Raw genomic sequence first — 24,976 nt, 5'->3', positions numbered from 1 at the left:
CCCATACAAAAAAGCCCGCTCTGCGCAAGCGCAAGCGGGCTGGGTCGAACGGGTCGACAAGCCTCTCGAAAGGCCTGCCGTGTCAGCCGTCGATCAATTCTTGTGCAGGTCGCCGTTCAGGATGTCTTCGCCGTTGTCGAGCTTCTTGGCGAAATCGATGTTGCGACGGGTGCGCACCACTTCCAGGCCACCCGTCTGGTTGTGACGGCGGAACGTCACGGCATTGATGCCCACCAGTTCGATGGCCTTCACGGTCTTGCCGTTCAGCGGATGGCCTTCGATGTCCACCTTCACCAGCGACGAAGCCATCAAGGCCACTTCAGCCGCCAGGATCACGGCGTCCCCCACCGGAATGCCCAAAGCCGAGTTCACCTCCAGCAGGCAGTTGCGGCCCACCGAGATCGGCGTGTTGTTGCCCCCCGAGAGCACCCCCAGCGTAGAGGCGCCACCGCCCAGGTCGGTGCCCGCGCCCACGAACACCGACGAACTGATGCGGCCTTCAACCATCGACGGGCCTTCGGTGCCCGCGTTGAAGTTGATGTAGCTGGCCCCCGGCATCAGGGTGGTGCCCTCGCCCAGGTAGGCACCCAGACGCACCTTGTGCTGGTCGGTGATGCGCACGCCCATTTTCACGGTATTGATGCGGTGCACATACAGCGGAAACTTGTCGACCATGTGCGGGGCAAATTCGGTATTGCCAAATGCAGCGCCCATCAAGGCCTGGTCAATTTCAGCCGCGTCCATCGGCACATCACCCACCCAGGCCACATTCGGGAACTTGGTGAAAATCTTGGTCAGATTCAATTGGTTCGGCTTGAAATGGCGCTGGCTCAGGCCATAAAGCTTCAGGGTGCTGTCTTCAACGCCTTGCGGATCAATGTCATCAAAGATGAAAGTGGCCACGATTTCAGAAGCTGCGCCGGCCGGGGCGGCTGCCAGCTGGGCTGCCGCCTGCTGCAGGGCCACCAGATTGGGGTGTTGCTTGCCGTCATTCACAAATGGGGCAAAGTAACGCAGGGCCTCGGCCAGCTGCGCGGCGCTCAGCACCACGTTTTGCACACCCGTGGGCTCAATGCCCAACACCTTCATCAAAATGGCGGCGCTGCCGGTATTCTGGCCCGGGCCATTCACCACCGGATAACGCACTGAAGCCAGCGTGCGGTTTGCTGTATAAACCTGACGCCCCACCGCAAACAAAATCGGATTCTTATAAGCCGCAGTGGCTTGATAATCGCTGACGACGCGCTTGAATGCGTCGGCGTCTTGCGGATAATCTTGGGTAGTCTGGCTCATTATCTGATTCCTTCGCCCCGGCTCGGGCTGATATTGACGAAAAATGTCCAAAATTATAAGGGCGATGCCCCCCTGCCCGCCTCAACCCATGCGGATGGCCGTGGGCTGTGGGGGGTGATCGGCTGGGGATCGGCCCGGTGATCAGCCGGGGTAACATCCAGCCGCACAGTTGAACCCCACCGGAGCCCACGTGACCTCTACGCGCCTGCCTGCCCTGTACCTGCCGCATGGCGGTGGCCCCTCGTTCTTCATGACCGGTGAACGCAAGCAGCGCTACCAGGCCACAGAAGACTTTCTGCGCAGCGTCAACAGCTTGCTGCCCACCACGCCCAAGGCCATCCTGATCATCACCGCCCACTGGGAGACCGAGGTGCCCAGCTTCACGGGGGGGCCCCAGCCCGGGCTGATCTACGACTACTACGGCTTTCCGCCCGAGACCTACACCTTGCAATACCCGGCGCCCGGCCTGCCTGCGCTGGCCCAGCGCGCCTGCGATCTGCTGCACGGCGCCGGCCTGCCGGCCCGGGTCGACACCGACTACGGCTGGGACCATGGCGTGTTCATACCGCTCAAGGTGATGTACCCACAGGCTGACGTGCCCGTGGTGGCCATGTCGCTGCAAGCCAGCCTTGACCCCACGCTGCATTGCCAGCTGGGTGCCGCCCTGAGCCCTCTGCGCGACGAAGGCGTGCTGATCGTGGGCGCCGGCATGAGCTATCACAACCTGCGTCAATTCGCCCTGGCCGCCCCCTTGTCGCACGATTTTCACGACTGGCTCGACACCGCTCTGCAAGGCCCTCAGGCCCAGCGCACCGAACACCTGGCGCAATGGCACCGGGCCCCGGGCGGTCTGGCGTCGCACCCGCGCGAAGAGCACTTGCTGCCCTTGATGGTGGCCAGCGGGGCCGGCTCTGATGCGCCGGGCCGCAGCCTGTGGCGTGGCGCGGTGGGCCCCAGCGCCCTGGGAGCCTGGGCCTTCGACTGAGTGCGCCAAGCCCCGGCTCTGCGCGTGCCGCCCTAGCGAGGAAGGTCGGAAAGCTCGGCCAAGTCGGCCACCACCGTGGCATTGAACAGCGAGTCACTGAAGCCCGGCCCACGCCGTTCGCTGGGGGCCGCCAAGGCCAGGCGCTCCATCTCGGCCGCCGGGATCGGGCGCGAGAACAGGTAGCCCTGCAACTCATCGCAGCCCATTTTCATCAACCAGTCGCACTGCTGCTGGGTTTCCACCCCTTCGGCCACCACCTTGAGGTTCAGGGCCTTGGCCAGCCCGATGATCGAGTTCGCAATCGAGCGGGCGTCTTCGCTCTCGGCCAGGTCAGACACAAAGGCCCGATCCACCTTGAGCTCAGAGGCTGGCAGCCGGCGCAGGGTGGCCAGGCTCGAATACCCGGTGCCAAAGTCATCGATCGACACATGCAGGCCGATCGAGCGCATTTTTTCAAAGGTCTGCTGGGTGCCCTTGGTGTCTTCCATGGCCACCGATTCGGTGATCTCACAGGTGAAACGCCCGGGCTGCAGGCGGTGGCGACGCAGTGCCTCCGCGATGCGCTCCACCAGATCGTCCTGCCGCATCTGATAGCCCGAGATATTGACGGCCACCCGCATGCGCAGGCCCAGCTCGCGCCAGTGCCCCGCCACCCGGCAGGCTTCTTCGATCACCCAGTTGCCAATGGTGCCGATCAGGCCATTGCGTTCGGCCAGGGGGATGAACACCGCCGGGCTGACATGCCCGCGCGTGGGGTGATGCCAGCGCAGCAAGGCCTCGGCTGCAGTGATGTGCAGGGTGCGGGCATCCACCTTGGGTTGAAAATAGAGCGCCAGTTGCCCTTGTTCGATGGCCTGACGCAGGTCGGCCACCAACAGGGTCTGCTCACGCAGATCGGCGCTCATCTGGGGGTCGTACAGGCAAAAGTCGCCGCCCCCCTGCCGCCCCACCTGGCGGGCTGCAATCGACGCGTTCACCAGCAGCCGCGAACGGCCCCCATGCGCCGGGTAGACCGACACCCCGATCGAACAGGTCAGCACGGTGGTGCCGTCGTCGTGCGTCAGGGCCTGGGCAAACCGGTCAAGCAACAGGCGGGCCGTGTCCAAGCCCACCGCCTCGTTGCCCGACAGCAGCAACACAAACTCACCGTCGTTGAAACAACTCAGGTCAGCACCGTCGGGCAGCGAAGCCCCCAGCCGCTGCGCACTCAGCTTGATCAGCCGATCGCCAAACTCCTGGCCGAAGGCCTGATTGTGGGATTTGAACTCATCGATGCTCAGGAACACAGCGCAAAACGCGCTGCCGTCCCGATCAGCCCGGGCGATCCAATGACCCAGCGCGGTCTCGATGCCATGCCGATTGAGCAGGCCCGTATTGCTGTCGTAAAGCGACAGGGCATCCATTTCTTCGGACACCGTCACCAACTTCGCCCGGATGCGCCTCGACCGCCAGCGTTCACGCAACAGCAGACCCAGCGCCACAAAGGTACACAACAGGCTGAAGGCCAGAATTTCCAACGAGATTTGAAAGTCTGCCATGCCGGTGATGATGCGTCAGATTTCTATTTGCAACACCCTGGCAATGTCAATTACTTCTCGAAATCCCATTAATGATCACTCACTAGATCACTCGGGCAGGCCGTCTTCAGCCCTGGGCATACCCCATCGGGTTGCGATGCTGCCAGCGCCAACTGTCTTCGCACATTTCCTTCAAGCCACGCTGTGCCTTCCAGCCCAACACGCGGTTGGCCAGGCCAGGGTCGGCGTAGTAGCTGGCCAGGTCGCCCGCACGCCGCGCTGACACTTCAAACGGTATTTTCTGCCCCGTGTACTGCTCGAAGGCCTGCACCATCTGCAGCACCGAAATGCCCTGCCCAGTGCCCAGGTTGGCCATCAGGCAGTTGCGGCCGGTCAGTTCGCCCTGCAGATAACGCAGAGCCGCCAGGTGGCCATCGGCCAGGTCCATCACGTGGATGTAGTCGCGCACCCCGGTGCCGTCGGGCGTCGGGTAATCGTTGCCAAAAACGCTCAGCTGCGGGCGGCGGCCCACGGCCACCTGACCAATGAACGGCATCAGGTTGCCCGGCACGCCCCTTGGGTCTTCGCCCAACAGGCCACTGATGTGCGCGCCCACCGGGTTGAAGTACCGCAAACAGGCCACCCGCCAATCGGGGTTGGCGGCGGCCACGTCACGCAAGATGTACTCGACCATCAGCTTGCTCTGGCCGTAGGGGTTGATGGGGGCCAGCGGTGCCGACTCGGGAAGCGGTGAGGCATCGCTGTTGCCATACACCGTGGCCGACGACGAAAACACCAGTGTCTTCACGCCCGCACGCTGCATGGCCCGGATCAGGGTCACCGAACCCGACACATTGTTCTCGTAATACAAGGCCGGTTCGGCCACCGACTCACCGACCGCCTTGAGGCCCGCAAAATGAATCACGCCCTGGATCGGGTAGCGCGCAAACAGCGCATCCAGCGTGGCCGCGTCGCGCACATCGCCCTGCACCAGGGTGGGCTTCAGCCCGCCCACCTCGTGCATGCGATCCAGCACCGCCGGCACGCTGTTGCAAAAATTGTCGAGCACCACGTACGGTATGCCCGCCAGCGCCAGGGCCACGCCCGTGTGGCTGGCGATGTAGCCCGCGCCCCCCGTCAACAAGATCATGATTTCTTCCCTTTTTATTTTCAGACCGGCTCGGGCTTGCCAAAGAAGTAGCCCTGCCCGGCGTCGTAAATGCCCACCAGCCGCTGGGCGTCCATCTCAGACTCAATGCCCTGGGCCACGATCTGCACGTCCATCGAACGGGCCAAGGCCGCAATCGCATTGACCCAGTCGCCCGACACCTCTTCGCCTTCCACCTCGTGGATCAAGGCACTGTCAAGCTTCACGTAATCAGGCGGCACCTGGCGCAGCACACGGGTCGACAGCGCATCCAGACCCAGGCGATCGATGCCAAAACGAGCGCCCTGCTCACGCACCATCGACGCAAAGGCCCGCGCTGCCTCAATGTCTTGCGAGCAGCCAAAGCAGGTCAGCTCAAACGACAACAACGGCGCCTGCGGCCCCTGCTCACGCAGCACGCCACGCAACCATTCCACAAAACTGCGCTGGCGCACGCTTTGCAGCGACACATTGATGGCCATCGGCTTGGCCGGGGCGCCATGGCCACGCAAACGGGCCACCGCCAACAGCACCACCGCCCGGTCCACCTCGGGCATCAATTTGTGGCGCATGGCCATCGGCACAAAGCTGGCGGCCGGCACCAGGCCGTTGTGCTCGTCAAGCAGCCGCACCATCAGCTCTTGGTGCAACAGACGCCGGTCTTCCAGAAACACCACCGGCTGGGCCAGCAGGCGCCAACGGTTGTCGTTCAGGGCATGCTGGATCAGGGCGCGCCAACGCTCAGAACCCAGGGCGTCGAGTTCGGTCCCCTGGTGGTCGCTGGCAAACACCGAATTGCGCCCTTGTTGCCGCGCCGCTTCGATCGCCAGGTCCAGTCGGGCCATCAGGTGGCTCTTCTGCTCGCCAGGGTTGAAAGGCACCGCCCCCACGCTGCACGACACCCCGGCGTCTTCCACATCGGCCAGCACCTCATGCAGCCCGGCCAGCAACTGATGGGCCAGATGGCGCCCCTCCTCGAAACCCACATCGACCAGCACAAACCCAAAGCTCGCACCGCTCAGCCGCGCAGAAATGCGGGCGTGCCCCTGCAACACCTCAGCACTGATGCGGGCCACCGCCTGCAGCAAGGCATTGCCGCGCAGGTAACCGCCGCCAGTATTCAGGTCTTTGAGGCCATTCAACTCAAGCCCCACCAGCACACCATGGATGTGCGGCTCAGGCCCCGACAGCAGCTCGCCCAGGTGCAGATCAAAACTGCGGCGGTTGTCCAGGCCCGTCAGCTCATCGTGCAAGACCTGCTTGCGAAACCCCTCCACCTTGGCGGTTTCGGCATCAAGGATCTCGGCGATGCGCCGCGCCATGTCGTTCATGGCACGCACCACCCGGGCCAGCTCGCGCGCGGCCGGCTGGGTCACGATCTGCTCAAAGCGCCGCTCCTGAATGGCGCGGGCCGAACGCTCAATCGCATACAAGGGGTTCAAGATGATCTGCAGCAACAGGTGCGACAGAAACAAGGCCACCAGGTAGGCCAGAAAAATCCACATGGCCACCTCGCGGGCCGACTTCCAGAGGTATTGATACGCGTACTCGGGCTGGCTTTGCACAATCACCTTGCCCAATTGGCGCCAGCCCGACGACACAAAGGCCTCGCCCCCGGGCGACGCCAGCGGAAACGCGCGGGTGAACCACTGCGGCACCTCGGCCACCTTGTCAGGCAGTTCGCGCTCGACCAGCACCTTGCCTTTGGCATCGGTCACCACAACGCGCTTGAAAAACCCGCGGTCGAACACGCTGGCCACATTCAACTCGGCCAGCACCATGTCGTCACGCCCCATCGACTGCGCCAGGGGCAGCGACAAGGCGGTGGCCGCATCCTGCGCATGCGAGGCCAGTTGCTGCTCCAGGTAATCGCGCGTGCCGCGCACACTGAACACCAGCAGGCCCGCCAAAATGCCCAAAAACACCAGCGAAATCACACCCAGAATCTGACGGCGCAAAGTCATGGCTGATCCCCTTCATCACCCGATTGATGTCGCCCCGAGGGCAGCGCATGCGCCACCCAGCCCATGGCCATGATCACCATCAGGGTGAGCACATTGGCCGGCAATTGCAGATTGAAATCGACCCAGCTGTGAATGGCCAGCGCCGTGATGGCCATCATCACGCCAAAGGCAATGCCCCGCGGCAACGAGGTGCGCCGGCGCGCCATGGTGCGGGCCGCCACGCCAAATGTCATCAGCACAAAGCCGCCCAAAATACCCAGCCCGACCAAACCATAATCACAGGCCAGCTCGATGTAATCGTTATGGGCATGGTCAAAATAAATGGGGCGAGGCGTGCGATAACGAACATAGCTGCCGTAAAAACTGCCACCGCCCGTGCCAAACACCGGGAACGCACGGGCCAGATCCAGCGCATGCATGGCTGCGTCCTGGCGCGCTTCGATCGATTCTTCGGTGCCGCCGGTCGCGTCGGTCACACCGGTTTCCTGCACCCGGTGCACCACCTTGTCCAGGCCCACCCACGAGCCCACCACCACCACGTCGACAATGATCAGGCTGATGATCAGGGTCACCATGGCCGGCGCCGAGCGCCGCGTGAGGGCCAGCGTGATCACGCCCACCACCAGCAAGGCGGCAAAAAAGCCGGCATTGCCCATGCGCGAACGGGTCAGCACCAGGGCAATCACCATCACCACCAACAGCAGGCGCAGCCGCATCTTGGGGCTCAGCACAAACTGCATCATGCGCGCCAGCCGGTGCTTCCAGCCCGAGCCCTGCTGCCTGTCGTTGCCCAGGCGCGCCAGCATCAGGCCCACGCCGATCGAAAGGCACAGCTCCATGTAACCCGCAAAGTGGTTGTGGTAGCCAAAGGTGCCCTTCACGCGGTCGTGAATCACCTCAAAGAAATAGATCTGGTAATGCGCCCCGGCCGAGAACAGCATCACGCCGATCACCGCCTGAACCACGCCCGCCACCACCAGTGCCATGGCCAGGGTGTCCAACCGGGCCCGGTCACGCACCGTCAGCAACACCAGCAAGAAGGCAAAGAAGTACCCGGTCGAAAGCGACGCGTAAATGCGGGTCTGAAACACGTCCAGCGAGATGCGGAATGGCGCCACGCCGTCCTGCACCCGCCAGGTTTCGGGTGATATCAACTGCAGCCAGGCCGACGGCAGCTCCCAGGTCTGAAACCACACCAGCAACACAAACAGCGCCAGCACCCCCAGGGGCCACCTGAAGGTGTACAGGCGCTGCCAGGCCTGGTCGGCCTGATGCCGCCATGCCCACACGGCCCCCAGCAGCAGCAAAGCCACCCAGGCCACCAGAATGCCTACGGCAAACGTGCGGTTGCTGCCCAAGGGCAAAGGCGCCCAGAACAGCAAGGCGATCAAGCCGCCAAAAATCCATCCATCCCTGACAACGGTGGTGCCGCCTTGACGGCTACTGCGCACCCCGCGATTTGTGCTCTTATTGATTCGCGCCATCCCTGATCCGAACCGGCTGACTAAAAAAAATGGCAGCGCGCAGCTGCCATTTCGGGGATTTTATGCAGTCAATCAGCTGCGGCTTGCGCCACCGCCACCGCCACCACCAAAGGTGGAGCCGGCCGAGCTACCGAAGCTGCTGCCACCGCCAGCGCCCGTTGCGCCACCGGCATCGCCACCGCCAGAACCTGTTGCCTGAACCAACGACGCGACGTTCACGCCAGGTACGCTCAGGGCTGCGGTCATGATGCCCGCCTTTTCGGCGTCGGACACGCCGATGGTCAGGGCAGCCACCACTTGGTTGGCGGACGAAGGAGAAGCCGACACGACAGCACTCGTCACAGCCGAGGAAGACTGACCTTGAGCGACCAGTTCAACAGCCAGAGCAGCGGGCGAAACGCCTGCAGCGATGGCGGCTTGAGCGAGGTCAGCCAAGCTCGTTTTGGCAGCCAGTGCTTCGCGCACTTGGGCGGCCAGGGCAGCGCCGGTCTGACCCGGGGCGAATTGAGCGTTAGCGGCGAAGCCGAGGCATGCAATGCCCAGCGCGACCACAGCCTTCTTGGTGAAACTGTTCATAGTTACCTCTCTGCTTTGGTTGAAAGTGATGCCAGTCTAGCAAAAGCCGTTCGTCGGAACAACTTTTTTGTGCGCAGCAGCAAACCAGCGAAACTGAATGATTTGATGAAGTCGCTGCCCCGATTCACCAAGTTGGTGAGATTTCTCAAAAAATGTCGCCCCACTGGGGGTGCAGCGACAGAAATATGCTGCCAATTCTGTTTTTGGTGCATTGAAAGAATAGGTGTTAATTGGAAAAAAATTCCAAAACCCACTCCCACCAACACCAAAAACCGCTTGTCGCCGGCTCAAAAGGGCACTTGATCCGTCGGGTACTTCCAAAAATCCTTCAGCAAATAGCTCACCGGCAGGTTCAGCGCCACGTTGCCGGGCGGGATCGGGCGCATGAACCAGCGCTCATACACGGGGTAGATGTCGCGGCTGACGATCAGGCGCTTCATCTCTTCGTCCACCAACTGCTTCAAGGCCACATCGCCCTTGGGCAACATGATGGCCAGCGGCTCGGTGGTCAGGTAACGGCCCACCACCTTGAAATCGGCCGGGGTGGGGCTGCTGGCCACCAGGCCGAACAACAGCACATCGTCCATCACAAAGGCATCGGCCTTGCCCTGGGCCACCATCTGCAGCGCCTGCTGATGGTCTGCCGCGTCGGTGATCTTCAGGTTCAGCAGGTGCTGGCGGTTCAACTGGTCCATCACCTTGAGCGGCGTGGTGCCGCGGGTGGACACCACTGTTTTGCCAGACAGGTCCTCCAGCCGGGCGACCGTGCTGTTGGCCCGCACCAGAATGCGCGCCCCCACAATGAAATGCGGCACGGTGAACGCCACCTTTTCGCGCCGCTCGGCATTGTTGGTGGTCGAACCGCACTCCATGTCGGCCTTGCCCTGCGCAATCACATCAAGGCGATCGGCTGCCGTCACCTTCACATAGTCAATCTGCATGTCGCGGGCGCCGGTTTTCTTGCGAATCACCTCCGCCAGCCGCAAGCACAGGTCCAGTGCATACCCCACCGGCTTGCCATCGGCATCCAGGTATGAAAACGGAATCGATGAATCGCGGTGCGCCAGCACCAGGTGCCCGCCCGCCTTGATGCGGTCCAGCACGCCGGCAGCCTGGGCCGTCAACGACGCAAGGACCAGCACCATGGCAAGGGCCATCGAACGGTTCGGGGCAAAAGACATCTTGGAGCGCACAGCAACCTCGGCAACAAACAACCCCGCGCCAGCAAGCAGGCTTCATGCCCGCCAAACGGGCGACACCCGGCCCTGCAGCGGACAGACCTGCAGCTGGACGACGAAGAAACCCTCAATCCCTGATCGTGCAGCGCACCGAAAGGACGGGTGTCACTGCCCCGGCGCTTCTGCTTGAGCGCCTTGACCGGCTGGATCATAAGACACCGCCCGTCGCCAAACCGCGAAGTGCCCACCCAGCGCCGACCTAGGCGCGCACCACCAGATCGACTGCAGTGCCAGACTGCCCGCCATCACCCGGGCAGCGGGCTGATGGCCTCGCCCAAACCCAAACCCAAACCCAAACCCAAACCTGGCACGGCACGCCTCGGCGCACCGCGCCAGAGGCATCCCCCCAGAGGCTCAGGCAGAACGCCCCGAGATGAACGCACCAGACGCCCTGAACCGGGCCGCCCTGGCGCGCCCCCACCAGCCCATGCCACCCACCAAGGCGATCAACCCTGCCAGGCCCCATTCAGACAGCGTGGGAATGCTGGCGCCTCCACCCACCCCCACCCCTCCCGGATCCACGATCTCAGAGTTGACCTGCAGGTCATCGTCCCCCTGTCCACCGTCTTGCAACGTCAGGGTGACTGTATTGCCCGACAGGACGGCACCGCTGTAGACATACCAGTGAGGGCTGGGTGTCGACTGGGTCTTGCCATATTTCCACCAGACAGCGCCAGCGGGCAGCGGATCCGGATAGCGGATCGTCAATTGGGCCTGCGTTCCGGGGTCACCGGTGACCAGCTTGACGTCAAACAGGCCCAACGGAAAGGTCACCCCGGGGGGCAATTGCGGGGGCGCCTTGGGGTCTGTGGTGGCGATGAAGCCCTTCGAGTTGGCCGCATCGACAGTCCAGGCATTGGTGTTGCCATTGGGGCTGCTGACGTCGGCGCGACCCAAGCCGGTGCCGTTGCCAATGTTTGCGGTGCTGGCATTCGGCGCCGTGCAAACTGCGTCGCTTCCGCCTGAGGTGCCCTGGCAGGTCCAGGTCCAGGGGCTGCCACTGCTGACCACAGATGCCGTACCGCGCAAGCACAGGTCGGTACTGGGGCTGAAGGCTGTCGCATGGTTGATGGCATCGCCACAGGCGGCCTGAACCGGCAAGGCACTGACCAGATCAATCGCCTGGCCATTGCGCACCGCACTGAAATTCATGCCCGTGCAGTCGTCAGTGACCGTGATGTCACTGGACGACAGCGACGCCCCACTGCTGATCACGCTGGCCAGGACAGTGCCCACCGGGATGGCGTTGCAGTTGGCCGAATCGCCGGTACGCACGTCGATCCGGGCTCCGCTGGGCAGATTGACTGCCCCGGTGACCGCCAACTTGCCGAACACCGTGGCGCTTGACACCCGCACCCGAAGCAGCCCCGTGCTGCCGTTGTAGCTTTGGGTGTACGACCCCGCCACGCTTGAACTGCCCGACGCAGGCAGGACCAGTGTCCCGCCGTTCATGACGGCACCGCTGCCCGCCAACGCCAGGTGACCCTCCAAGACACCCCCACTCAGGTTGCGGATCTGGGTCAATGACGCGGCCGCGTCGGTCTGGATCGCATTGACCACACCCGTGATCGTGCCGCTGTTCTCAATCACCCCACTGCTGCCTGCGGCCACACGCACACCGATACCTGCAGAATCGCTTGCCGTGACGGTTCCGCTGTTGGTGACGGTGACCGCACCCGACACGGCATTGACCCAAACCCCATGCAAACCGCTGGCAGAGCCCGCATTCAACACCGAGACATCCCCCAGGGGAGATGCTGCATAGATGGCATAGTCGTTGGGCGCACTGACCACCCCTGCGGCCTGATTGGTCACCGACACATCGCCATGGACGCCGGGCGTGCTGGCCGTATCGAGATCAACCTCGGCATAAATCGCAGCAAAACCAGACACCCCCCCGCCCACAACTCCCGGATCATCGCTGGCCGTGACGCTGCCGCTGTTGATCACCGTTGCATTGCCAAACTCTGTGGCCACCTGAATCCCATGATCGTCGCTTGAGACAAGCGTGCCCGAATTGATGATTTTTGCTGGGCCATTGTTTGACCAGGCCACCGCCGCTTGACGGGTGGTGGATTCAATCCTGGCCCGGTTCTCGATCTGCGACATCCCCTGATAATTGATTGAGCGCGCACCGGCTGTATACCCTGTGACCCATCCCCCCACGTCGTTCAGGATGGAAACCAGCGCTTGGCCGGAGCTCGGGTTGTTGTAACCCCCATCGGCATAAAGCCCACGCGATGTGGATGAAATGACGCGCCCGGAATTGGAAACCGAGACATTGCCCAGGTTGGTGGTTCCTGTCACCCCCGCATCGTTGCTTGAGGTCACGCTCGCAGCCGACGTGATGGAGATGTCTCCGGATGTGTCGTTACGCACCCAGATACCGCCAAACCCCCCTCCTGAATCGATGACCACGCCCGACTCTGCCGTGACCGTCGCCTTGCGGTCAGCCTTGTACGTCTGCATGATCACGCCGCTATAAGTCGGGTTGTTGATCGACGTCAATCCTGTGAGATTCAGGGTATGGTCGTAGGGGCCGCCACTTGTGTTGTTCTGGTCGTCAGGCCCCTCTGGCGCCACGTCGACCCCCGCGCTGGGGAGCGTCATCGCATCCACGTTCAGCACCAAGCTGCCCGCCCCCGTCCGATACTGCACGCCGCCGACACCGCACTGCGTCACGGACAGCTGCGCTGTACCCGAAACACTGCAGACCGCACCGGCAAAACCCGGAAGCACGGCCAACAGCCCTACAACCCATCTCGTGGGGCTTGCCCCCAGCCGGATTTCAAGGCGGGGATCCCGCCCCGATTCGACAGGAATATAAATCATATATACCTTTCACAGACACCTCAAATAATCACAAGTGATCAGGATCAGCAAAAAACAGCCATGATTGGCAGCATGGATACCATCCAGCTTAGTTTCTGTGTTGGAAACGGCGCCGAAATGTCCCATATATGACACAAACATTCGTGGCTTATCCTTGATGGGCACAGCCGATTTCGGCACCCCAAACAAACAGTTTCGCAGATAAAACACCTTCTGGCTGCTACCTGGGCGCATTGTCAGTTCTGACAATATTATTTTTTCTCCCGTTTGGCAAAATGCATGTTTGCCTCGCCCTGAAATTCTGAGCTCCATGCCCTTCGCCGTTTCACATCAAGACTTGGCCGCCGTACGCGATGCCCAAGATTTTGACAGTCTCAAAGAATTCGCTCAAAAAGCGATAGAGAAGCTTGGCTTTGAGTGGTTCATGTTTGTGATGATGCGGAAAGAAGAATCCATCTCACAAGATCCCGCCCCTGTCTTCGTCGGAACCTACGATCCTGAATATATGAAAATATTCAAAGAGAAGCAATGGTACCGAATTGATCCACCCTCTTTGAAAATGCTGACGAGTGATTTACCACATGCCTGGCGAAATTCAGATTTCGACAGTCCTGAAGGTCGGGAAATCCTGGAAACCTCATCTCGTTACGGTATACGGGCTGGCGCGGTATTCCCCTTGGGGCCGTCCCAAATGACTGTGGGCGGCTTGGGCATCGCCAAGGATGCCGATCCTGATACCGAATATGAGCGTACTTTGAATACTCTTCCGTATGGTCAACTGTTGAGCATGTACATGCACTCGGCAATCCAGCGGATCATGAAAATGCAGCCCATCAATCTTGCGCGCTCCATCAGCGCCCGTGAATTGCAGTGCCTGCAACTGGCAGCCCGGGGCCTGCGTGATGCCGAGATCGGCAAAGAATTAAAAATCACCACCCGAACCGTCATTTCTCACATCAACAGCTCCAGAGAAAAGCTGGAAGCCGAAAACAGATCGCAAATGATCGCGCGTGCCATGGCACTGAGAATAATTGGATTTTGATTTTCAAGACATGATTGATTGACGTAAAAGGGAGCGCTCTGTGCTGAGAATATTGATAAACAGGCTATTGGTCTGTGCCATGGTTTTCCTGTCGTGGTCAGCGATGCCTGCTGAAGCGTCATCCCCACCCACGGCAACGGCCGGTGCCGAATATGTGGATGTATCAGGCGCTGCTGGCGCCACATTTCGTTTGTATTTAACCAATGGCAGTTTGCAAACCACGGGCGTGGCCAATGCTTCGGGCGACTATCGCTTTGAGAACGTGATGCCCAATGCGATTTACTACTACGTCACTCAAGACGATGGCAGCGGCGAAAGTGCAAACACCTCGTTCTTCAACGTGACACTGCGCACCCCCACGGCCACCCCCGGGACCGAACTGGTGGACGTGAGCAATGTGTCGGCGAGCACCACGATTGAGCTTTATTTGACAGATGGCACTCTTGTTTCCAACACCCCCAGCGCGCAAGGTGGTGGTGTTTACAGGTTCAGCTCTGTCGAACCCAACGGCATTGGCTACTACGTCATTCAATCTGCCAATGGATTCAGCAGTTCGAACACCCCCTTCTTCAACGTCGCCTTGCGCACGCCCAGCATCGTTGCAGGCGTTCGGCAGGTTGATGTGAGCAACGTCTATCCGGGGGCTGTGGTCACCCTCAAATCGTGGAACGGGACGGTGATCTCCACAACCCCCACAGACATCGGGGGCGGCATCTATCGGTTCTCCAATGTCACCCCGGTCAGCGACGGCCACTATGTGGAACAAAGCATCAACGGGGTCGTCAGTGCGGCCTCGAACGTGGCGGTGGTCACCGCCACTGCCCCGACCTTTGTGGGGGGGCAGTCCGCCCTGACGGTGAACTCCAGCGGCACCAGCATCCGCCATCAGCTCGCCGTCAGTGACATCGATGTGAATCAAACCCTGACCTGGACCGTCACGACCGCCCCCACCCACGGAACCCTGACCGGCTTCCCCGCCACGGCCAGCACAAGCTGTGCAAACAGCGTGTGTGGCACAGCCGGCAGCCAGGTCACGCTGCCCGATACCGATCTGACCTACACGCCCACCGCCGGCTACGTCGGCACGGATACGTTCACCCTGCAAGTGAGCGACGGCGTGGCCAGCGCCAGCCGCACCTTCACGATCGGTGTCAATGCAGTCACGGGCTCCACCGTCGACCCTGCCGACTCCGCTGCCTTGAGCGCAGCCATCAATGACCCCACGGTGTCGACGATCCGCCTGGTCAACGGCGTGACCTATCAAATCTTTGGCTCAGAGATCAATCGCCCCCTGACGATCCAAGGCAACGGCGCCATCATTGAAGCCTTGGGCGGCCTGGGTCAGAGCTACGACGACCAGACCATCTTTCACCTGGGCATGCCCGATGCCAGCAACAACCGCAGGTACCGCGGCAACCTGTTCTGGCTGGTCAGCACAGGCGGCCAACTGGTGGTCAGCAACCTCACGGTGCGCAATGCTGCAAGCACGGCCAATGCACAAGGCCTGACCGGCATTTTCGGGGCCATCCTGCTGACAGGCGCCTCCCAGGCCAGTCTCAATGGCATTGTTTTCGAGAACTTCTGGTTCACAAACAGCCAATTCATGGCGCAAAACAACCTGGCCACGGCACAAGGCCTGTACGCCAGCTATTCAGATATGAGCTATGGCGTGTATGCCGACTATGACTTTCAGGGAAGCCTGAGCGTCACAGGCAGCACCTTTGGCAGCAGCAACGCCTTCAGGGATGCCGTGCACCTGTACAACAGCCAAAGCGCGTCGATCACCAACAACACCTTCAACGGCACGGCCCATGCAGAACGATTGAGGGCGGCCGACGGCTTCGAGAACGGGATCTACATCTACGGCGGCCAAAACACCATCACGGGCAACACCATCAGCGGCTACCAGGCCCACCTCATCAGCACTTACACCAGTGCCGGGATCACCAGCGTCGGCCTTTTTGCCGGCGGCAATGCCACGATCACAGGCAACGTCATCACCAATTGCTCGACCAATGTCTCGATGGCGGGGGGTTGGCAGTCGTTCCGCCCCGGCAGCGAGCTCTCGGTCAACGGCTACAGCCTGATCAGCAATCCGGGTCTGGCCGGCTTTTCGCTCGGTCACAGCAACACCTTGGGTGCGGGTGTGCACGGCCCATCCCTCACCATCGTCAAAGATCAAGACGATAGCGCTCTGGCCTACAGCGCCCCGCTTCTGGTCTTCAATGCCAGAACCCCCACCGCCGCCAGCCTGGGGCTGGCCAGCGGCACCGTGCCGGCCATCAACAGCACGGCTTTCCTGGTTGAGCAATCGACCGATGGAACCACCTGGAGCAACGCGACAGTCACCCCCTCGGGCACCTTGAACAGCGCCAACACCAGCTTTTCAGTCTCTGGATTGGATCCGGCCGTTCGATATTTCTTCCGCCTCAACGACAGTGACAGCAATTCCAATTACGTGGGTTGGTCCAATCTGATCGGCCTGCCGGTCCTGACCCTGAGTTCGGTCGCTGAAACCACGGCCACGGTCGGCTTTGGCGCCCCTGGCACCACCGGCGTCCGGATCGAACAGTCGTCAGATGGCGGAACCAACTGGGCCACAGCCCAACTCCAGTCCGCCATCACCTCGACATCGACCAGTGCAACCGTGACAGGCCTGAGCGCAAGTTCGAGCTACCTGCTGCGCATCAATGGCGCGGGCACCTCGGGCTGGGGTTACTCTGCCCCCCTGAGCGTGGGCACCAACTCGGGCGCCACTTGCGGCACGGCCAACAATACGGCGACAGTTTTTGCCCCCTCGGGCGCTAGCCTGTGTCAGGTGGGTGATGCCAGCGCGGTCACCACCGGGTCCCCTTGGACCTGGAGCTGCACCACGACAGCCAGCACCGCTCTGTGCTCGGCCCCCAACAGCACCACGGCCACCGATTCCGGCAGTGGGCGGCTGGTCCTCACGGGCTCCAGCGGCGGGACCGCATGGCAGGTGCGCAGTGCCAGCTTTGTGTCGGTCGCCTCGACGGCCGGCACACCCCCCAGCGGCTATTCATTCCCGCACGGACTGCTTGATCTGCAACTGGATACCGGCTCCGCCGGCACCAGCGCAACCGTCACCATCACCTATCCGACGGCATTGCCAGCCAATGCCGTGTACTGGAAGTACGGCAAGACAGCCGCCAACCCCGTGGCCCATTGGTACCAGTTTCCGGGCGCCTCCATCAGTGGCAACACCGTGGTCCTGACCTTGACCGATGGCGGCTTGGGTGACAACGACTTGACCGCCAACAGCGTGATTGTTGACCCAGGCGGCCCAGGGGTTCCAGGTGGCGCGGGCGTGGCCGGCGTGCCCACCTTGTCGCAGTGGGCCCAGTTGGCCTTGACGGCCTTGATGGCCGCCCTCGGGATTCTTGGCGCCCGTTGGGCCCAATCCAAAAGGCGTGCCACCGCCTGATCTACCAGGCCCTTGGTGCCTTGATGCCCGCCCGCGGCAGATCCGCCGCGGGGCTGGCAGCCCCCTCTCCCCTTCCACCGACGGCCGGTAGTGCGCTGCACTCACCGGCCGTCGCGTCTCTGCCACGGCCCCCTTGCCACACCAGGCATCCCTCACCAAATCGGTGCACCGCGGGTTTACCTTGATCCGCGCCCGGCAACCAGCAAGGCACAGTTATTGCGCTGAATTATTTCCGCAGCGTAAAACTGCCTATTTTTTGTTGTCACAGGGATATGAAATGAAGAAAACAGCATGGCTTTGGGCGTCAGCCCCCGTGGCCGCGGCCTTGGCCCTGTATGGGTGCGGGGGTTCAGACTCCGGCCTGATCGTCGACACCAATGCCCAGAGTTGCTCGGTGGCCTCCAGTACCGGCACCCCCGTGGTGGTGGGCTCAGGCCAGGCGGGCGACCCCGCCGCCCCCGAAGCCGCCTCGGGCTATCGCCTGGGCTACAAGGCCAAGACCTCAAGCAACTACATGGTCGTGGCCAACACCCCACTGGCCACCAAAGCCGGCTGCGATGTGCTCAAGGCCGGGGGTACCGCAGTGGACGCAGCAGTGGCCGTGCAAGCCGTGCTGGGCCTGGTCGAGCCCCAATCCAGCACCATTGCGGGCAGTGCCTTCATGGTTTACTACGACGCGGCCACCCGGCAGGTGGTTGCCTACGATGGCCGCGAAGCAGCCCCTGCCGCAGCCACGGGCTATTACCTGGCACGCCAGACCCAATCAGACGCTTCGTCCCCCGCGCCCGTGCCCAGCGCGCGTCGCAGTGGCCGCTCGATTGGTGTGCCCGGCGTGATGCGCATGCTCGATCTGGCTCACAAAGAACACGGCAAGCTGTCCTGGGGCCCCTTGTTCGACGAAGGCGTCAGCCTGGCCACCAATGGCTACAAGATCCCCTCGCGCATGGGCGATGCCATTGCCGCCAACGCGGCCAGCCTGCGCCTGGACGCCAATGCCGTGGCCACCTTTTTCAATGCCGACGGCAGCCCCAAGACCACCGGCACCGTGACCACCAACCTGCCCTATGCCCAGTCGCTGCGTGCGATTGCCGCCGGCGGCGCAGACGTGATGTACTCAGGCGCCATGGCCGAGGCCATCGTGGCCAAGGCTGCCCAGTCGGTCGGCGACGACACGGCCAAGACCCCCATCACCCCCAGCCTGATCACGGTGGCCGACCTCAAGGCCTACCAGGCCAAGAAACGCGACCCCGTGTGCACCACGTACCGCAGCAGCTACTACATCTGCACCATGGCACCGCCGTCGTCGGGCGGTATCGCCATCGCACAGTCGCTGGGCATTCTGGAGAACTTCGACCTCGCCCAATACGGCCCAAGCAACCCCAGCAACGAAGGCGGGGTGCCCAGCGTGATGGGCGTGCACCTGGTGTCTGAGGCTGAACGCCTGGCCTACGCCGACCGCGACAAATATGTGGCCGACACAGACTTTGTGCCGCTGCCCGCCAATGGGGTGTCGTCCATGATCGACAAAACCTACCTCAAGCAACGGGCCACGCTGATCAACGCCAACGGCAACTCCATGGGAACCGCTGCCGCCGGCAACCTGGGCGACGTGCCGCTGGGCGTCGACAAGACCCTCGAAAAAGGCACCACGCACTTTTCGATCGTCGATGCCTATGGCAACGTGGTCTCCATGACCTCGACCGTCGAATCCAGCATGGGGTCGTTCCACATGGTGGGCGGCTTTTTGCTGACCAACCAGCTCACCGACTTCTCGGCCCTGCCCACCGACACCGCAGGCGTGCCGGTGGCCAACCGCGTGGCCCCGGGCAAGCGCCCCCGCAGCACCATGGCCCCGACGCTGGTGTTCAAGGGCACAGCACCCGGCAACTTTGTGATGGCCACTGGCTCGCCGGGCGGCGGCACCATCATCCAATATGTGCTCAAAACCGTGGTGGGCGCCCTGGACTGGGGCCTCGATGCCCAGCAAGCCACCTCGCTGGTGAACATCGGTGCCACCAACAGCGCGACCACCAACGTGGACGGGTCCAACACCTCGCTCGACCTGAGCGCGTTGATCAGCGGCCTCAAGGCCAAGGGCCACACCGTGAACAATGGCGCGCAGTCCAGCGGCGTCTCCACCATCATGCGGGTCAACCGCAATGGCCAGACCAAGCTCGAAGGCGGCGTCGACCCACGCCGCGAGGGCATTGTGCTGGGTGACGGCGCCCTGTGACCAAGGCCTGCCCCTGAAGCCATGGCCGCCCTACCCTGGGCGGCCATGACTACCGGCCCCAGCACCGATCACGCACCGCCCCGGCGGTGCGTTTTTTTTGGTGACCCCAACGCGGACCTGCATGTGACATCCCCCGACCGATGCGCCAGAATCTTGCACAGACCGGCCCCAAGCTGCGCCGGGTTCACACCTGAATCGCGCCCCCACAGGACACACACATGAGCACTGGTTTCCAAGCCGCGCGCCGCCATGCACTCATCACCGCTGCCGCCACCGTGCTATCGGCCTGCGGCGGCGGAGGCTCTGGCGGCGGGGCAACGTCTGCTGCGACAGGCCAGGTGATCAACTCGACAATCAAGTCGACCTCCACCGGCAACACCTACCCCATCCAGGTGTTCTTGCCCGACGCCTACGCCACCAGCACCGCCCTGCTGCCCGTCATCTACGCCATCGAATCAGACGCCCAGTACGCCGGCCCCGGTGTCTCGCGCTTCGACGCCTTCAAAGAGGTGATGCAACGCCGGAGCACCCAGGCCGTGCTGGTGGGAATCGGCGGCACGGCCTGGCGCAACGCCGACTTCCTCATGCCGGGCGCTGCAAAGTACCTCGACTTCATCGTGAAAGAACTCGCGCCCGTCATCGAGCGCCAGTACCGCGCAGACCCCAAACGAAGGGCCTTGTCGGGCTTGTCGCACGGTGGCTACTTTGTTGTGGCCGCGCTGATCCTGGACGCACTCGCCAATCTGGCCCCCCGTTTTTCGTACTACCTGTCAACGGAGTGCAGCGTCGGCGAGCTCGCCAACCCCGCCGCCGTTCTGGCCTTTGAAAAGCAGATCAGCGGCAAAACCGTACCGGCGACCTTGTTCCTGGCCGGCGCCGTGGGCGGCAACCAGCCCTTGATCGGCGGCCCCCTGTTCGACCAGATCGTCGCGCAACACCTGCCGGGTCTGGTCGCGCTCAGGGCCGAGTACGACACCACCCACGTCGGCGCCGATTTGCCAGCCTTTGAAGACGCGCTGAAGCGCTTCTTTTCTTGAGCGGTTCCTGGGCTTTCTGACGCACCGGCCAAGCGCACGGCATGGCTCAGCACCGGCCATGTGGGCGGGGCCGCTCCGCCGCGGCAGCCGGCGCTTCAACTGCTGGCCGTCACGCCGGTGAGCTTGACCACCGCCTGCCAGCGCGCGATCTCGTCATTCAGGTAGCCCGCAAAAGCCTGCGGCCCACCGGGCATGGGGTCGATGAAGGCCGAGGCCAGCTTGGCCTTCACTTCAGGCAAGGCCAGCACCTTGTCGATGGCGGCATTGAGCGGCTGCAGGATGTCGGGCGGGGTGCGCGCCGGGGCCATCAGCCCGTACCAGGCCTGGCCCACCATGCCCGGCACGCTCTCGGCAAAGGTCTGCACGCTCGGCATGCGGGGGTGGCGCGCCGGGCTGGCAATGGCCAGCACCTTCAGGCGGCGGGCCTCCAGGTGCGGCATGCAGGCCGGCACCGAGTTGATCACCAGCGGAATCTGCCCGCCCACGGCATCGCTCAGGGCACTGCTGCCGCCTTTGTAGGGCACATGGATCAGATCCAGCCCGGTCTTGACCCGCAGCGTTTCGCACAGCAGGTGCGGGATGGTGCCCTGGCCCGGGGTGCCCACGCTCAGCTCGCGGCTGCGCTCACGCGGCAACGCCAGCAACTCACGCAGCGACGAGGCCGGCACCGAAGGGTGCGCCACCAGCAACTGCGGCGACGAGCCCACCAGGCTCAAAGGCGCGAAATCTTTCACCGGGTCAAAAGGGGTCTTGACATGCACCGCCGCATTGGTGGCGTGGGCGGCATCGGCCAGCAGCAGGGTGTAGCCGTCGGCGGCGCTCTTGGCCGCGGCATCGGTGCCAATCAGGCCCGCTGCGCCAGCCTTGTTGTCCACCACCACGTTCCAGCCCAGGGTCTCGGTGAGCTTCTGGGCCAGCAGACGCCCCACAAAATCCGAGCCGCCCCCGGCACCGTAAGGCACGATCATGCGGATCGGCCGCGAAGGAAACGCGTCGGCGCGGGCCGGCGCAGCCAGCGTGGCGCAGACACCGCTGGCCGCCACTGCAAGAAGATGACGACGTGACAACTGGGACATTGCTCGTGACTCCTGAAAGGGATGGATCTGAAAACAAGGGTTGATAACGGGGCTGGATGCACGCTGGCAGCGGGCCCGGGGGCTTATCCGACCAAGGTTCCTGCCACACGCTGCAGCGCCTCGACCGCCCTGTCGACCGCCGCTTCGTCGATGTGACGGTGGGTCACCAGGCGCAGACGCCACGGGCCCCAGGGCCGCACCCGCACGCCGTGCGGCAGCGCCGCCTCGGCCCAGGCGGTGCTCTGCGGGCCAGGCTGCGGCAAATCGATGAACACGATGTTGGTGACCGGCTCGGTCACCCCCAGTGCCGGGGGCAACTGCAGGCGCAACGAGCGGGCCAGCCGCTCGGCCATCGCGTGATCGTGTGCCAAGCGCGCCGGCTGGCTGTGGATCGCCTCCAGCCCGGTGGCCGCCAGCAGCCCGATCTGCCGCTGCGTGCCCCCCAGCACCTTGCGATGGCGACGCGCCACTGCCAGCGTCTCGGCACGGCCCACCAGCACCGCACCCGCCGGCGCGCTCAAGCCCTTGGACAGGCACAGCGACACCGTGTCGGCATGGCGAGCCAGCTCAGCCACCGGCAGCTGCAAGGCCACGGCGGCATTCATCAGCCGCGCGCCATCCAGATGCAGCCGCGCCTCGTGCCGATGCGCACAGCCCTGCGCCGCCTGCAGCACTTGCGCCGACAACACCTGGCCGCCCGAATTCAGGTGGCTGTTCTCCAGGCCCACCAGGCGGCAAGGCGAAGCCCCCGGCATGGTCAGCGCCGCCTGCAGCGCCTCGGTCGAGATGGCCCCGCCCTGCCCGGCCACCCCCTGATAATCGACCCCGGCCAGCAAAGCCCCGCCGCCCTCCGACAACAGCATGTGCGAGCCCGACTCCAGCACCACCCGCGAACCCCGTGGCGCCTGGCTCAGCACCGCCAGCAGGTTGGCCATGGTGGCGGTGGGCGTGTACAGCCCCGCCTCGTGGCCCAACAGATCGGCCACGGCGCGCTCAAGCCGCCGCACGGTGGGGTCGCCATCCAGGCCATCGTCGCCCAGCTCGGCCTGGGCCAGGCGGTGCAGCATTGCCTCGGTGGGCAGCGTGACGGTGTCGCTGCGCAGATCAATCCAGGGGGCATGGGCATCGGCAAGGTGCGCCGAGAGGGGTCGGGCCAAAGTCATGAAGCACAGTATTCACGCCGCCGCCCAATACATCAAATGCTTCTTGAAGGGCTTTTCATACAATATTGATATGAGCGAACGCCGCATGACCCTCAAGCACATCGAGGCCTTCAGGCTGGTGATGCAGACCGGCTCGATGACCGAAGCCGCACGCGCCCTGCACACCTCGCAGCCCCAGGTCAGCCGGTTGATCGCCCAGCTTGAAGGCATCACGGGCTTTGCGCTGTTTGACCGCAGCGGCACCCGGCTGAACCCCTCACTCGACGGCAAGCGCTTTTTTCAGGATGTCGAAAAAACCTTTGCCGGCCTGCAAAGCCTCGAATCGGCCGCCCACCACATCCGCAGCTTCGGGGGCGACCGCCTGACCGTGGCCGCCATGGCCCGCATTGCCGGCGGCCTGCTGAGCCAGGCCGTGGTGAAGTTCAAGCAAGCCCACCCCCAATCGCTGGTCACCTTGCATTCAGGCGCCGCCACCACCATCAACAGCTGGGTCAGCGCCGGCCTGTGCGACATGGGGCTGGCCATTCTGTACGGCGGCGACCCGCCGGGCATGCAGGTCGAGACCCTGCTCAGCATGGACTGCGTGGCCCTGCTGCCGGGCGAGCACCGGCTGGCCCGGCAAAGCCGGCTGCAGGCCGCCGATTTTGAGGGCGAAGACTTCATCTCGTTTCCGCAGGGCAGCGACCCGCGCGAACGCATCGACCGGGTCTGGGCCAGCGAGGCCGTGCGCCCCAACACCGTGCTCGAATCCGACCTGGGCGCCTCGGTTTGCGCCCTGGTGGCCGCCGGCCTGGGCGTGAGCCTGCTCAACCCCCTGGCCGCACTCGAAGAACAGCCCCGGCATGCCTTCGTGATCAAGCCTTTCAGCCCGCCGGTGACCGTGCGCCTGGCCATCCTGCTGGCCCCCCAGGCCCCCAACTCACGCATGGTGGCCGCCTTCCGCCAGGCCGTGCTCGAGGTGATCGAGACCGAACTTCGGCCACTGCTGCGCCAACACGCCCCCCAGCCGGCGCCAAAGCCCCGGTCTGCCAAGCCCGGCTAACCCAAGGCCCGCTCCAGCCCGCCCACCAGCGGGCTTTGATCAGCAACAACCCATTGCGCGTGCGGCCTACGGCCCACACGACCGCCGAAAGCGGCCCTCCAGGGCCACGGCCTGCCAACCCCAGGTCCGGGCGGGCCAAGGCCCCCCACGATGGCCAGCCATGGCCTCCACAACCTCGCACGACAGCGGCTACAAGCAACTGTTTTCGCACCCCCAGATGGTGCGCGACCTGCTGCTGGGCTTTGTGCCCGGGCTCTGGCTCAAGAACGCTCGTTTTGACACCCTGGAGCGCATCAACGCCAGCTACGTGAGTGAGTCTGAGCAACACCGCCACAACGACATGGTGTGGCGCCTCAAAGTGGGCACCCGTTGGGTCTGGGTCTATCTGCTGCTAGAGTTTCAGAGCAAGCCCGACAAGTGGATGGCCGTGCGCATGATGGCCTACGTCAGCCTCCTCGCTCAAAGCCTGATCAAACAAAAACAACTGCAGCAGGGCAAGCTACCTAGCCTCATCCCCCTGGTGCTTTACAACGGCCAAGCCCCTTGGAGGGCCCCCACCGACGTCAACCAGTGCTTCGCCCCCAGCCTGCCCGGCCTCGCCAGGTTTCGGCCCCGGCTGATGTACCACCTGATCGATGAGGCCCGGCTGCAACTGTCACCCTCGGCCGAGGTGCGCAATCTGGTGGACGCGGTGTTTCAACTCGAACGCAGCACCGAATTTGATACCGTTGGTCGGCTGGTCATGGCCCTCCGACTCGCCTTGCAGGCCCCGGGGCAAAATGAACTGCAACGCACGCTCAACGCTTGGCTGCGCGAACAACTCAGCCGCAAGGCCCCGCCCGAGCTCAGCAAAGGCGTTGCCACCACACTTGCCCACCTACCCGATCTGATGGAAGGAACCC

Annotated in this window: 19 protein-coding genes; 8 read left to right on the top strand and 11 right to left on the bottom strand. The window is 63.3% G+C overall.

The window, feature by feature from the left end:
- Nucleotides 1-93: 93 nt before the first annotated feature.
- The gene (locus AC3WUT_RS08425; protein ID WP_492346620.1) at nt 94-1,293 is read right to left on the bottom strand and encodes a tetrahydrodipicolinate N-succinyltransferase N-terminal domain-containing protein; all 1,200 of its coding nucleotides are present in this window, start codon (nt 1,291-1,293) and stop codon (nt 94-96) included.
- Nucleotides 1,294-1,483: 190 nt separating this feature from the next.
- Here AC3WUT_RS08425 and AC3WUT_RS08420 point away from each other — a divergent pair, with 190 nt between their 5' ends.
- A complete protein-coding gene (locus tag AC3WUT_RS08420) occupies nt 1,484-2,278 on the top strand; it encodes a DODA-type extradiol aromatic ring-opening family dioxygenase (RefSeq protein ID WP_492346619.1) in 795 nt (264 codons plus the stop codon).
- A 32-nt stretch (nt 2,279-2,310) separates the two neighbouring features.
- On the opposite strand, the gene AC3WUT_RS08415 is transcribed toward AC3WUT_RS08420, so the two are convergent.
- The 5 genes from AC3WUT_RS08415 to AC3WUT_RS08395 form a co-directional block, all read right to left on the bottom strand.
- The gene (locus tag AC3WUT_RS08415) at nt 2,311-3,816 is read right to left on the bottom strand and encodes a putative bifunctional diguanylate cyclase/phosphodiesterase (protein ID WP_492346618.1); all 1,506 of its coding nucleotides are present in this window, start codon (nt 3,814-3,816) and stop codon (nt 2,311-2,313) included.
- 106 nt (nt 3,817-3,922) lie between these two features.
- Nucleotides 3,923-4,945 (bottom strand): UDP-glucose 4-epimerase GalE, encoded by a 1,023-nt coding sequence (galE, locus tag AC3WUT_RS08410; protein ID WP_492346617.1) that lies wholly within the window; start codon nt 4,943-4,945, stop codon nt 3,923-3,925.
- Nucleotides 4,946-4,965: 20 nt separating this feature from the next.
- A complete protein-coding gene (locus AC3WUT_RS08405; protein ID WP_492346616.1) occupies nt 4,966-6,906 on the bottom strand; it encodes an EAL domain-containing protein in 1,941 nt (646 codons plus the stop codon).
- Complete coding sequence (locus AC3WUT_RS08400) at nt 6,903-8,297, bottom strand: O-antigen ligase family protein (RefSeq protein ID WP_492346615.1); 1,395 nt, start codon at nt 8,295-8,297, stop codon at nt 6,903-6,905. Before AC3WUT_RS08400 ends, AC3WUT_RS08405 begins: the two co-directional genes overlap by 4 nt.
- A 165-nt stretch (nt 8,298-8,462) precedes the next feature.
- Complete coding sequence (locus AC3WUT_RS08395) at nt 8,463-8,717, bottom strand: hypothetical protein (RefSeq protein ID WP_492346614.1); 255 nt, start codon at nt 8,715-8,717, stop codon at nt 8,463-8,465.
- 33 nt (nt 8,718-8,750) lie between these two features.
- On the opposite strand from AC3WUT_RS08395, the gene AC3WUT_RS08390 reads away from it, so the two are divergent.
- Nucleotides 8,751-9,269 carry a hypothetical protein gene (locus AC3WUT_RS08390; protein ID WP_492346613.1) on the top strand — a complete coding sequence of 173 codons (519 nt, stop codon included), beginning with the start codon at nt 8,751-8,753 and terminating at the stop codon, nt 9,267-9,269.
- On the opposite strand, the gene AC3WUT_RS08385 is transcribed toward AC3WUT_RS08390, so the two are convergent.
- The 3 genes from AC3WUT_RS08385 to AC3WUT_RS08375 all read right to left on the bottom strand — a co-directional run bounded on the left by AC3WUT_RS08385 (nt 9,254) and on the right by AC3WUT_RS08375 (nt 13,348).
- Nucleotides 9,254-10,111, bottom strand: a complete 858-nt coding sequence (locus AC3WUT_RS08385) for an amino acid ABC transporter substrate-binding protein (protein ID WP_492346612.1) — start codon at nt 10,109-10,111, stop codon at nt 9,254-9,256. The genes AC3WUT_RS08390 and AC3WUT_RS08385 overlap by 16 nt on opposite strands.
- A 447-nt stretch (nt 10,112-10,558) precedes the next feature.
- Nucleotides 10,559-12,886: an IPTL-CTERM sorting domain-containing protein gene (locus AC3WUT_RS08380; RefSeq protein WP_492346611.1), complete on the bottom strand. Its 2,328-nt coding sequence runs from the start codon at nt 12,884-12,886 to the stop codon at nt 10,559-10,561.
- Nucleotides 12,887-13,045: 159 nt separating this feature from the next.
- Entirely contained in the window at nt 13,046-13,348 is a 303-nt protein-coding gene (locus tag AC3WUT_RS08375) for a hypothetical protein (RefSeq protein WP_492346610.1), read from the bottom strand.
- On the opposite strand from AC3WUT_RS08375, the gene AC3WUT_RS08370 reads away from it, so the two are divergent.
- The 4 genes from AC3WUT_RS08370 (at nt 13,347) to AC3WUT_RS08355 (ending at nt 20,793) form a co-directional block, all read left to right on the top strand.
- A complete protein-coding gene (locus AC3WUT_RS08370; RefSeq protein ID WP_492346609.1) occupies nt 13,347-14,078 on the top strand; it encodes a helix-turn-helix transcriptional regulator in 732 nt (243 codons plus the stop codon). The two genes, AC3WUT_RS08375 and AC3WUT_RS08370, sit on opposite strands and share 2 nt — an antisense overlap.
- A 265-nt stretch (nt 14,079-14,343) precedes the next feature.
- The gene (locus AC3WUT_RS08365; protein WP_492346608.1) at nt 14,344-17,523 is read left to right on the top strand and encodes a beta strand repeat-containing protein; all 3,180 of its coding nucleotides are present in this window, start codon (nt 14,344-14,346) and stop codon (nt 17,521-17,523) included.
- A gap of 277 nt (nt 17,524-17,800) precedes the next feature.
- The gene (locus AC3WUT_RS08360; RefSeq protein WP_492346607.1) at nt 17,801-19,756 is read left to right on the top strand and encodes a gamma-glutamyltransferase family protein; all 1,956 of its coding nucleotides are present in this window, start codon (nt 17,801-17,803) and stop codon (nt 19,754-19,756) included.
- 218 nt (nt 19,757-19,974) lie between these two features.
- Nucleotides 19,975-20,793, top strand: coding sequence for an alpha/beta hydrolase (locus tag AC3WUT_RS08355; protein ID WP_492346606.1), 819 nt, complete (start codon nt 19,975-19,977; stop codon nt 20,791-20,793).
- Nucleotides 20,794-20,888: 95 nt separating this feature from the next.
- Here the strand turns inward: AC3WUT_RS08355 and AC3WUT_RS08350 are convergent, their stop codons facing one another.
- Together AC3WUT_RS08350 and AC3WUT_RS08345 are read right to left on the bottom strand one after the other, a co-directional pair.
- Complete coding sequence (locus tag AC3WUT_RS08350; RefSeq protein WP_492346605.1) at nt 20,889-21,869, bottom strand: tripartite tricarboxylate transporter substrate binding protein; 981 nt, start codon at nt 21,867-21,869, stop codon at nt 20,889-20,891.
- Between the two features lie 83 nt (nt 21,870-21,952).
- On the bottom strand, nt 21,953-23,032 hold the full coding sequence (locus AC3WUT_RS08345) for a threonine aldolase family protein (protein ID WP_492346604.1): 1,080 nt from the start codon (nt 23,030-23,032) through the stop codon (nt 21,953-21,955).
- Between the two features lie 70 nt (nt 23,033-23,102).
- Between AC3WUT_RS08345 and AC3WUT_RS08340 the strand changes: the two genes are divergently transcribed.
- Together AC3WUT_RS08340 and AC3WUT_RS08335 are read left to right on the top strand one after the other, a co-directional pair.
- Nucleotides 23,103-24,074 carry a LysR substrate-binding domain-containing protein gene (locus AC3WUT_RS08340; RefSeq protein WP_492346603.1) on the top strand — a complete coding sequence of 324 codons (972 nt, stop codon included), beginning with the start codon at nt 23,103-23,105 and terminating at the stop codon, nt 24,072-24,074.
- A 160-nt stretch (nt 24,075-24,234) separates the two neighbouring features.
- A partial coding sequence (locus tag AC3WUT_RS08335; protein ID WP_492346602.1) for an Rpn family recombination-promoting nuclease/putative transposase occupies nt 24,235-24,976 on the top strand: 742 nt, incomplete at its 3' end.

Source organism: Curvibacter sp. EU05-FHT14A10 (assembly GCF_058791075.1).
The sequence above is the reverse complement of the archived record's forward strand: the minus strand, read 5'-3'. Positions and strand labels throughout refer to the sequence as shown.